This is a genomic window from Microcoleus sp. PH2017_05_CCC_O_A, from assembly GCF_020738785.1.
In the GTDB taxonomy this organism is placed as follows: Bacteria; Cyanobacteriota; Cyanobacteriia; order Cyanobacteriales; family Microcoleaceae; genus Microcoleus.
The window spans coordinates 1-8,812 of the sequence record NZ_JAEQCB010000236.1 but is presented as its reverse complement, the minus strand read 5'-3'; the positions used below and the strand labels follow the sequence as shown (position 1 = coordinate 8,812).

General features: G+C 46.1%; 14 protein-coding genes. 13 read left to right on the top strand and 1 reads right to left on the bottom strand.

Annotation, left to right across the window (positions count from 1 at the left end; all coding sequences use genetic code 11):
* The 3 genes from JGK20_RS32415 to JGK20_RS32405 all read left to right on the top strand — a co-directional run.
* Positions 1-599, top strand: a 599-nt coding sequence (locus JGK20_RS32415; RefSeq protein ID WP_293233543.1) for an NAD(P)-binding domain-containing protein, incomplete at its 5' end; no start/stop codon positions are given.
* A gap of 162 nt (positions 600-761) precedes the next feature.
* Entirely contained in the window at positions 762-1,064 is a 303-nt protein-coding gene (locus JGK20_RS32410; protein ID WP_293186970.1) for an antibiotic biosynthesis monooxygenase, read from the top strand.
* A 133-nt stretch (positions 1,065-1,197) separates the two neighbouring features.
* Positions 1,198-1,746, top strand: a complete 549-nt coding sequence (locus JGK20_RS32405) for a TspO/MBR family protein (RefSeq protein ID WP_293214352.1) — start codon at positions 1,198-1,200, stop codon at positions 1,744-1,746.
* Positions 1,747-1,921: 175 nt separating this feature from the next.
* On the opposite strand, the gene JGK20_RS32400 is transcribed toward JGK20_RS32405, so the two are convergent.
* A complete protein-coding gene (locus JGK20_RS32400; RefSeq protein WP_293186968.1) occupies positions 1,922-2,530 on the bottom strand; it encodes a TetR/AcrR family transcriptional regulator in 609 nt (202 codons plus the stop codon).
* 91 nt (positions 2,531-2,621) lie between these two features.
* Between JGK20_RS32400 and JGK20_RS32395 the strand changes: the two genes are divergently transcribed.
* The 10 genes from JGK20_RS32395 to JGK20_RS32350 all read left to right on the top strand — a co-directional run.
* Positions 2,622-2,918, top strand: a complete 297-nt coding sequence (locus tag JGK20_RS32395) for a hypothetical protein (protein WP_293233547.1) — start codon at positions 2,622-2,624, stop codon at positions 2,916-2,918.
* Positions 2,919-2,931: 13 nt separating this feature from the next.
* Positions 2,932-3,171: a GNAT family N-acetyltransferase gene (locus JGK20_RS32390; protein ID WP_366039779.1), complete on the top strand. Its 240-nt coding sequence runs from the start codon at positions 2,932-2,934 to the stop codon at positions 3,169-3,171.
* A gap of 15 nt (positions 3,172-3,186) precedes the next feature.
* Positions 3,187-3,882, top strand: coding sequence for an SDR family NAD(P)-dependent oxidoreductase (locus tag JGK20_RS32385; RefSeq protein WP_293233541.1), 696 nt, complete (start codon positions 3,187-3,189; stop codon positions 3,880-3,882).
* Positions 3,882-4,715 carry an alpha/beta fold hydrolase gene (locus JGK20_RS32380; RefSeq protein WP_293199194.1) on the top strand — a complete coding sequence of 278 codons (834 nt, stop codon included), beginning with the start codon at positions 3,882-3,884 and terminating at the stop codon, positions 4,713-4,715. Before JGK20_RS32385 ends, JGK20_RS32380 begins: the two co-directional genes overlap by 1 nt.
* A gap of 51 nt (positions 4,716-4,766) precedes the next feature.
* The gene (locus JGK20_RS32375) at positions 4,767-5,552 is read left to right on the top strand and encodes an SDR family oxidoreductase (protein WP_293186964.1); all 786 of its coding nucleotides are present in this window, start codon (positions 4,767-4,769) and stop codon (positions 5,550-5,552) included.
* A 292-nt stretch (positions 5,553-5,844) separates the two neighbouring features.
* Entirely contained in the window at positions 5,845-6,435 is a 591-nt protein-coding gene (locus JGK20_RS32370) for an antibiotic biosynthesis monooxygenase (protein ID WP_293186963.1), read from the top strand.
* Between the two features lie 12 nt (positions 6,436-6,447).
* Positions 6,448-6,882: a hypothetical protein gene (locus JGK20_RS32365; RefSeq protein ID WP_293186962.1), complete on the top strand. Its 435-nt coding sequence runs from the start codon at positions 6,448-6,450 to the stop codon at positions 6,880-6,882.
* A gap of 129 nt (positions 6,883-7,011) precedes the next feature.
* Positions 7,012-7,749, top strand: a complete 738-nt coding sequence (locus JGK20_RS32360) for an SDR family oxidoreductase (protein ID WP_293186961.1) — start codon at positions 7,012-7,014, stop codon at positions 7,747-7,749.
* Positions 7,750-7,803: 54 nt separating this feature from the next.
* Positions 7,804-8,388 (top strand): cytochrome b/b6 domain-containing protein, encoded by a 585-nt coding sequence (locus JGK20_RS32355; protein WP_293186960.1) that lies wholly within the window; start codon positions 7,804-7,806, stop codon positions 8,386-8,388.
* 139 nt (positions 8,389-8,527) lie between these two features.
* A partial coding sequence (locus JGK20_RS32350; RefSeq protein ID WP_293199192.1) for a hypothetical protein occupies positions 8,528-8,812 on the top strand: 285 nt, incomplete at its 3' end.

The following is an 8,812-nucleotide window of genomic DNA, read 5'->3' as shown; positions in this document are numbered from 1 at the left end:
TGAAAATTGGCATTATTGGTGCTGGCAACATGGGTGCTGGGTTGGGTAAACTTTGGGCAAAGGCAGGACATGAAGTCGTCTTTTCTTACTCACGAGATCGAAATAAGCTGCTTGAGCTGGCAACAGCGGCAGGGGCGACTGCAAAAGCAGGAACAATTCAAGAGGCAGCAGCACAAGACATTATCTTACTAGCTGTTTGGCTGCCAGCATTGGAAGAGGTCATTCATGCGGCTGGCTCTTTGGATGGAAAAATTGTCATTACTTGTGTGAGTGGAATTCAGCCAGACTTCACGGGGCAGACGATCGGTCTAGCGACTGACTTAAAAGTTGTGGAGGCATTCAATACTACATTTGCTGAAATTATTGCTTCAGACTCAAGACAATTCGGTGCTGATTTTCCTAGCGTTTTTTACTGTGGTGACGACGTTGAAGCAAAACAAATCGCTGCAAGTCTCATTGAAGACTGCGGTTACAAACCAGTTAATGCAGGTAATCTTCTGGTAGCACGCACTTTAGAAACCTTAGCAAGTGCATGGGTGCAGTTCGCTGTTACGAGTCAGCTATTTCCAAACCTTGGGTTGAAAGCTTTGCAACGTTGAGCAGCATAATCAATCAAATGCAGCAGACGGTTGAGGGTCAATGACTGAGTTCAAGGTTGCTTGCCGCCGCTCGTTTGAGAATTTAGGCAGCAAGGTAGAAATTCCAGATCGGACTTTCTTTCAAACTTTCTTGCGGCAACTACATACAACGGAAAACCTAATATGAGTAACTTTTCTCCTGGCTACTACATTACCGCCGAACTTCGCATCAAAGAAGAATCTCAGGCCAAAGAGGCAATAGATTCGTTAACGATCTTATGCGCCGAGACCCTCAAAGAGCCAGGTTGTTCCATATTTCAGCTTCATCAAGACACAACAACTCCTCTCCGCTTAATACTATGGGAGAGATTTGACGATGAAGCCGCATTCAAACGTCACTTTGAGGAGTCGCATACCAAGGATTACGTTGCCCTAGACCTGACAGAGGTTGTGCAATACTTCCAGACAAGCGTGATTGCGGCCTAACATTCGTTCAAGCCGACCCCGACGCGGGGCGGCTTAGCTCAAGCGTTATGCGGATAATTGAGTCGGCTTAGGTATTAGACTTTTTCTCGCAATTGATGTATCAGTACCTTAGTTAGCTAACACCAGAACAGAAATGAGCGACACTAAAACCAACCCTAAGCCCGTCATCGAAAGTCGTGTCTTCCTTTGGTGGCACGCCCTCGTCATCTTCGTGATTGCGAACTTGGTGAGTGCGCTGCCAGTCGGTTATGGTGGTGACAAGATTTTCTACAACAACTTTGAGCAGCCGCAATTTTCACCGCCTGATTGGTTGTTTGCCCCCATGTGGCTCTTCTTAAATGTCACTTCGCTCATGGCTCTGTCTATTGTGGCAAATTTACCAGAGCGTTCAATACGCCGCCGGACGTTCCTAATTTTTGAAGGAGTTGGTTGGGTATTGTTCGCCATCTTTACCACGATCTACTTTTTGATGCGTAGCCCAATTCTCGGTGCAGTAGATACGGTGGCTGGACTTGCTGTTGGATTTGCTAGTCTAGCCTGTTGTGTTGGTATCGGCCAACGACGAGCTACGTTTTTTATTCTACTGAGGGTGCTCTGGCTGTGCCTTGCAAGTTATGTTTCGGTCTATGTCGCATTTCACAATACTGATGAGTTTTTTTATAATATTGGGTGGGTAAGGTAAGTCTAACCAATCGAATGTACCTAAAAACACATAATGCCCTCAATCGAGTTGTTATGCAGGAAATAGAGTGAAGGTTAATGGATATTATCGACACTATCAAGCCAAAAAATAGAACTGCGTGGCGAGAATCGTTGGATAAACACCACGTTGAGTCGCAGCATAACCAATCAGAGCATCAGACTTGATGCCGAGTTAGTAACGTCTCGATCAATTGTTGAGCCGTTTTTAACCGTTTAGGATCATTGGATTGCGCGACCCACGCTGCCAACTCATTCAGCGAACCATTTACTAAATGAGCAAAGCCCTCCACATCGATCGTATTTAGCTTTCCCTCCTTGACGGCTATCTGGATTGCCTCATAGAGCAATCCAAACCCATACTGGTCGAACTCGACTAAGGTGTCTGCCGCCAAAACCGCTGGGGCTTCAATGAACACCAATCGTCGCAATTCCTCTTGCTGTGCAATCTCTAAGAATGCCTGACAACCGATTACCAACTGTTCCCAATTGTTGTCTAGGGGCTGTATTTTGCTTCTGATGTAGCCTGTGATCTCGCCATAGGCTTCGGCAATCACAGCTTTAAAGACTCCCAGCTTATCGTTGAATTGGTGATACAACGCCCCACGAGTAATCCCCAACTCGCTGATAATTTCCTCGGTTCCGGTGGCTGCATACCCTTTGGTTGCAAAGAGATGACGCGCCCGAACAAGGATGGCACGGCGGGTACGTAAGGTTTGTTCAGCCTTGGTTAGTTTAGTGGGCATAGCAGGTTGCTTGACATTCATACAGTATGTATCTTGACAGGATTGGAAAGAGTCGATATTTTAGATACATACAGACTGTATCTTTTATGGGATTTTTCTCAAGGAGGCTGTCATGCAAACGACTCTAAACACTCGCAAAGCCACGATCGCGGATATTCCTTTTCTTGCCAGAATCGAGTACGAAGCTTCCTTACCTCCTTTGAATCATTGCTTTTGGGAGGACATTTTGCAAGGTACTGGAACAAGCGCATTGCAATTCATTGAGGCGGAACTGAGGGCAGGTGCTTCTAACTGGGGGAATGTGACTGATTTCTTGATTGTGGAGGAACTTTCGCGATCGCTATATCCAATTTTGGGGTGGCGATTTGCGACCGTTTTTTCTAACCCCTCAAGCACCTTGGATTATTGAAAATGTTGCCGTCTTGCCAGAAGCACGAGGTCGAGGATTAGGAAAAGTGCTACTCAGAGCGCTCCTAGAGGAAGGGCGATCGCAGCAGCATTCTCACGCAGGAATTATGGTCATCAATGGGAACGATGTGGCTCGTCATACCTATGAGTCTATTGGGTTTAAGCCATACCAAACCTTTCACGCCGAGTATTTCGCCGAACAATTTAATCTCGAATTTCCAGGAATTACCAAGTTCGGTTTTTGTTTCAATTAAACAGGAGAACATAATATGTCGTTCAAGACGATTCTTGTGGCTGGCGCGAGCCGTGGCATTGGGCTTGCCGTTGCTGAACATTTATCATCTCAGTGCGATCGCTTGCTAGCAGTTTCTCGCACAGAGTCGCCGATCGGGGAGTGGATTCAGGCAGACTTGTCTAACATAGGGGGTGTGGAAACAGTGGCAAAAGCGATCGGGGAAGATTCCTTAGATGCACTACTATACATGGGAGGCACTTGGGAAACCCATGCGTTTACTAGCCAGTATAAGTTTGAAGATTGCTCTGATGCAGACATTTCTCAAGTCATTGCCGTGAATCTAATGGCTCCAATACGATTGGTTAAAGCTTTACTACCTGCCCTCCGACGATCAGATAATCCAAAAATCATTTTTATGGGTGCGCTCTCTGGTCGGGATAATTTCCCAGGGCGAGAGGTTGCTAATAGTGCTTCTAAGTTCGGGTTGCGGGGTGTTGTGCATTCATTGCGTGAAGAGTTGCGATCGCAGCAAATCAGTGTCACAGTGATTAATCCTGGCAATGTCGGCACACCCGAAGTTTTGGCTGATCTTGCCGCAGATAATCTATCAGGCGGTGAGGCAATTCCTCTAACAGATCTTCTAAGAATTATTGATTGCATTCTCTCCTTGTCACGAGCTACTTGTATTAAGGAAATTGACGTACCCGCAATGTTAGGTAAGGGGGCTTGATGAATAGTACTGATCAATTGCAAGACCAATATGTCAAAGTCGGTTCAGTGAATACCCGATACTGGCAAACTGGTGATTCAGGCAACACGGTCATCTTGCTTCATGGTGGCGGCGGTTATATTGAGTTGTGGAAGCACAATATCTTTGAATTAGCCACTCATCATCGTGTATATGCGTTTGATATGGTCGGTGCGGGTCAATCCGATAAACCGGATACTGATTACACCTTTGACTTCATGGCGCAGTTCACGCGGGATTTCATGAAGGCTTTAGACATCTCTAAAGCGAGCTTGATTGGAACTTCTGCGGGTGGTGGAGTGGCACTCACCATTGCGCTGAACTTTCCAGAGTTAGTTGATCGACTTATTCTGGTTGGCAGTGCTGGTTTAGGTAAAGAAATCAATTTTCTGTTGCGGATCTCAACGTTTCCACGTTTAGGCAGATTATTGAGTTCGCCAAGTAAATCGGGTGTGGCAATGTTGTGTAAGCAGGCGGTCTATGACTCAAACCTCATTACTGACGAGATCGTCAAGGAGTTTTATCAAATGGCGACGATTCCTGGCGCGTCAGAAGCAACATTAAACGTCGGTCGTTCAAACTTCAACATCTGGGGACAATTTCACCAGTCGATTACTGAAAGATTAGGGACTATTGTGGCTCCGACCCTAATTGTTTGGGGTAGACAAGACCCGATGGTTCCTGTAACCCATGCTCAGAATGCCGCTAAAATCATTCCAAATGCTCGGTTGGAAATTATTGAAGAGTGTGGTCATTGGAGTTCGATTGAGCATCCTCAAAAATTCAATCAGTTAGTTTCAGGGTTTCTCTCGTGATTTTTGGATTGGTTGCCATTTGTCTGTCGTTTACGACCAAGGATATTTTTTATGCGTAGTAACCACAAAATAGCCCTGATTACAGGCGCTTCATCAGGGATTGGAAAAGCACTCGCCGAGAACTTTGCTCAAGACGGTTATGACGTGATTCTGGCGGCGCGCAGTTTCAGCAAAATGGAGTCTCAAGCTGCCTATCTGAAAGAACGATACAACATCACCGCAACTGTCATCGCCGCCGACTTGGAATCCCATGAAGGAGCCGCCAACTTGTACAAGGAGATCAAGAACAGTGGCTTCATGCTGAGCGCACTAGCGAACAATGCAGGCTATGGCACTTTTGGCGAGTTCAAAGACTCGACTCTACAATCGGAACTGGCAATGATGCAGATCAATATGAACACGATCGTCGTATTGACGAAGCTCTTCATGCCTGACCTCCTGGCTACCAACGGCAAGATTATTAATACTGCCTCAACCGCTGCATTTCAACCTGGCCCATACATGGCTGTGTATTACGCCACCAAGGCATTTGTCCTGAGTTTCTCAGAAGCAATTGCCGCTGAGCTTGAGGGGACAGGTGTCACCGTGACGGCGCTCTGTCCCGGGCCGACGGCTTCTGGTTTCCAAGACAAAGCCGATATGCACGCCTCGGCGCTCGTCAAAAACAAGAATCTCCCGATCGCAGAGGAGGTAGCTGCTCTAGGCTATCGAGCCATGCAACGTGGTCAGAGGGTGTACATCCCAGGCATTGTAAACTGGCTGATGGTTCAAAGTCTGCGCTTCACGCCACGTAGCTTAGTCACTAAAATCGTCAAGGCGATGTCAAAACCAATTTAATGAGCTGATTGTGCCGAAACACTTTTGATGTCCAGCCTCATAGCAAGATTCTAATAAATGGGGCAAGAATCAATGATTAATCTGGATTTTTCTAACAAGATTTTGACTCGGCAGAAATCTTTGCTAAGCTTGGTTTCGTATTGAGGTAAGGCGGAAAATAAACTTTATCATTTTACTGCCAAAATAAAACGATTTGGGTTGGCTTATCTTAAATGCGAAACACGGAGGGAAGATATCTAATAACAAGCACTTACATTTTAGTTCATGGCGCTTGGATGGGGAAATTTTGACAGTGGTAAAGTCTCCTGCTGGAGTTGTGGCGATTACTCGGCACGTTAAGCCGGGATTTGAATCTGTATTTGAAGAGGCAGTGCGAGGTGTCATTCTTGCAGCTAGTACCTTTCCGGGCTATGCAGGAGGTGAAGTTTTATATCCCACAACGAAGCGTGGTGCATGGCAACTGATCCTGCGCTTCGACACCGTTGTTCATTTGCAAGAGTGGGAAGAATCTCCCATTTGTCAGGGCTGGATTGCTAGGGCAGATGCACTCACTATCGGCGATCCAAAAGTTTTGCGGGTTAATGGTTTAGAAGCCTGGTTCGTTCTGCCTGAAGTGCCGAATGCACTTCCACCCCCTAAATGGAAAACTGCGATTGTTAGCGCGATCGGTATCTATCCAGTCATTTCTCTGATGCCGATTCTGCTGAAACCAATCACAAATGGACTCCCTGCTTGGCTAGCAACACTTGTAAGCATTGCCATCATGATGCCGTTGATGACTTGGGTCATTATGCCTCAGGTAACGCGATTGTTTAAGCTCTGGCTTTATCCTCCTGATGCAAAGCATTTAGCCCATAAATCAACTAACTCAAACCCAAATTAAAGGAATGGATTCATGGATAACCTGCAACTAGAAAATGGATTCCCGGTCAACCCTATCCGAGTTGGCGATGGAATTGTTCTCATCAACATATTTACACTAGATCCTGAAAAAACTGAGCAGTTTGTTTCTACTCAAGTTGCCGAGTACAAGAGATTGAAAGGTCAATTCCCAGGCAGTTATACAGCCAATCTGCACATTAGCCTTGATCGGACACGAGCTGCAAACTACGCTAATTTTGCATCGGTAGAAGATTATGTCGCGATGCGAAATAGCCCTGAGTTTGCCGATCATTTAAAGCGTCTTCAAGGGCTTGTTGTTAAGGCAGAACCCCAACTCTATCAAGTGATTTACACACAGAATCTAGATATGCAAACCTCTGAAGAACCTTTACCCATGTTGCCCGCTCCAGAACTTGCACCAAAACTTTCGCCTCCCGCCCTTAATTGATATTGATATTGCATGACATCGCAGACGTGCTTGAATAATTGGTTTCGGATAATTCGCGATGGGTGAACGAATAGACCATTCAAATGAACGGTAGTATTTTGTAGGCATTTAATCATTCTAGGAGAAATCATGGACGTTACAAATTCAATCGCTCTTGTAACAGGAGCAAATGGTGGCATTGGTCGATATTATGTGGAAGCATTGCGAACAGCAGGTGTTTCTCGGATTTATGCAGGGGCGAGGAACCTAAATTCTCTGACTAACATCGTTGCGATTGATCCAGAGCGGATTATTCCAATTTCGTTAGACATTACGGATGAACAGTCCGTAACCACCGCAGCAGCAACCTACCGGGATGTCACTCTTTTGATTAATAATGCTGGAATCGGTTTGCTCAAGGGTTTTATTTCTGCGACTGACTTTTCTAGTGCTAGAGCCGAGATGGAAGTGAACTACTTTGGTACGCTCGCGATGTGTCGCGCTTTTGCTCCAGTGTTAAAGGACAATGGCGGTGGAGCGATCGTCAACATGCTCAGTATTCTCGGAAAAGTTAACTTTCCCATGAATGCGTCCTACTGTGCTTCTAAGGCTGCGGCAATATTAATGACTCAGGGTGTTCGGGCTGAGTTGGCAGCGCAAGGTACGTTGGTTGTCGGTGTGATGCCTGGGACGGTCGATACAGAAGTAAGTAGAAACTTTCCACCACCGAAAGTGTCTCCAAAAGTTGTTGCTCAAGAAGCCTTGCAAGCCGTGATCGATGAAGTTGAAGATGTCTATCCTGGAGAACAAGCCAAAGAGATGGCAGCACAGTTGCTTAAAGATCCAAAAGCACTCGAAAAGATGATGGCAACGATGCTGCCCAGTTAATCATCTTCAACGGGAACCGATCATAATGAGGCGAAATTAAGGGAGAAACCCGCTATGAGTTCATTGCAGACTGTACCTAAGAAGCCCAGGCTCAACTCTGCTTTCCAACGGTTGATGTCAGTTCACTGGTGGATGGCAAGCTGTTATCTGGTTTTGTTTGTTGTCGGTACGTTTATGTCACAGATGCCCAGAAATGACTTTCGAGACATTCTCTACGACTTTCATAAATCGATCGGGGTATTGACGATGGCACTTCTGACTTGGCGCATCCTCACCTTGCTCCAGGTGGTGTGGAAGAAGTACACGAAACGGCAGCCTAAGTTTTCTCTGCAATGGCTCAAGAATTTTGCGTTGCATACGCTGATGTATATCTTTATGTGGGCAGTCCCGATCGCAGGGTTTCTTCTTTCTAATTCCTTTCGAGCCAACGGGGTCAAGTTTTTTGGATTAGTGCTACCCGATGTATTTCCGCAGGATGCGAAGATGGTTGAACTCGGTCGGGCACTTCATTTCTGGCTTTCCTACACATTCCTAGCATTCATCGCGCTGCATTTAATCGTTCAATGGAAAGTTGCTAAAGCCAACTGGCGAAGGCTTAAAGGATTCATTGAAGCAAGAATCAGTACGCAAAGAAACTGAACTTCCCAGTATTTCTAACACTGGGAAGCGTGACAAAATAGAGATGGCAGCGCAATTACTCAAAGATCCAAAAGCACTCGAAAAGATGATGGCGACGATGTTGCCTAGTTGAATGCAATCTACATGAGAAAAACTCATTATGGCTCAACCACAATTTGCCAAGGGGCTGCTGAGTGCTGCTGCACTGTCAACGCTGATCATCCCAATTGGAGTGGATGCAGTTTTATTGGCAAACGGGCATATGAATAACCCAGCATGGCTTCCCCACGCTAAACTTCACTGTGCAATGTCTTTTTTTGCGGCGGCTTCTCTAGGAATTGCAGCGTTAGCAATTTTAAAAGTGCGTCCCACCAGCGATCGCTTTTCAATGGGTTTGGCTGCATTTCTCGGATCTGCGTTCTGGGTTGGGCTAATTGGCGCGGGG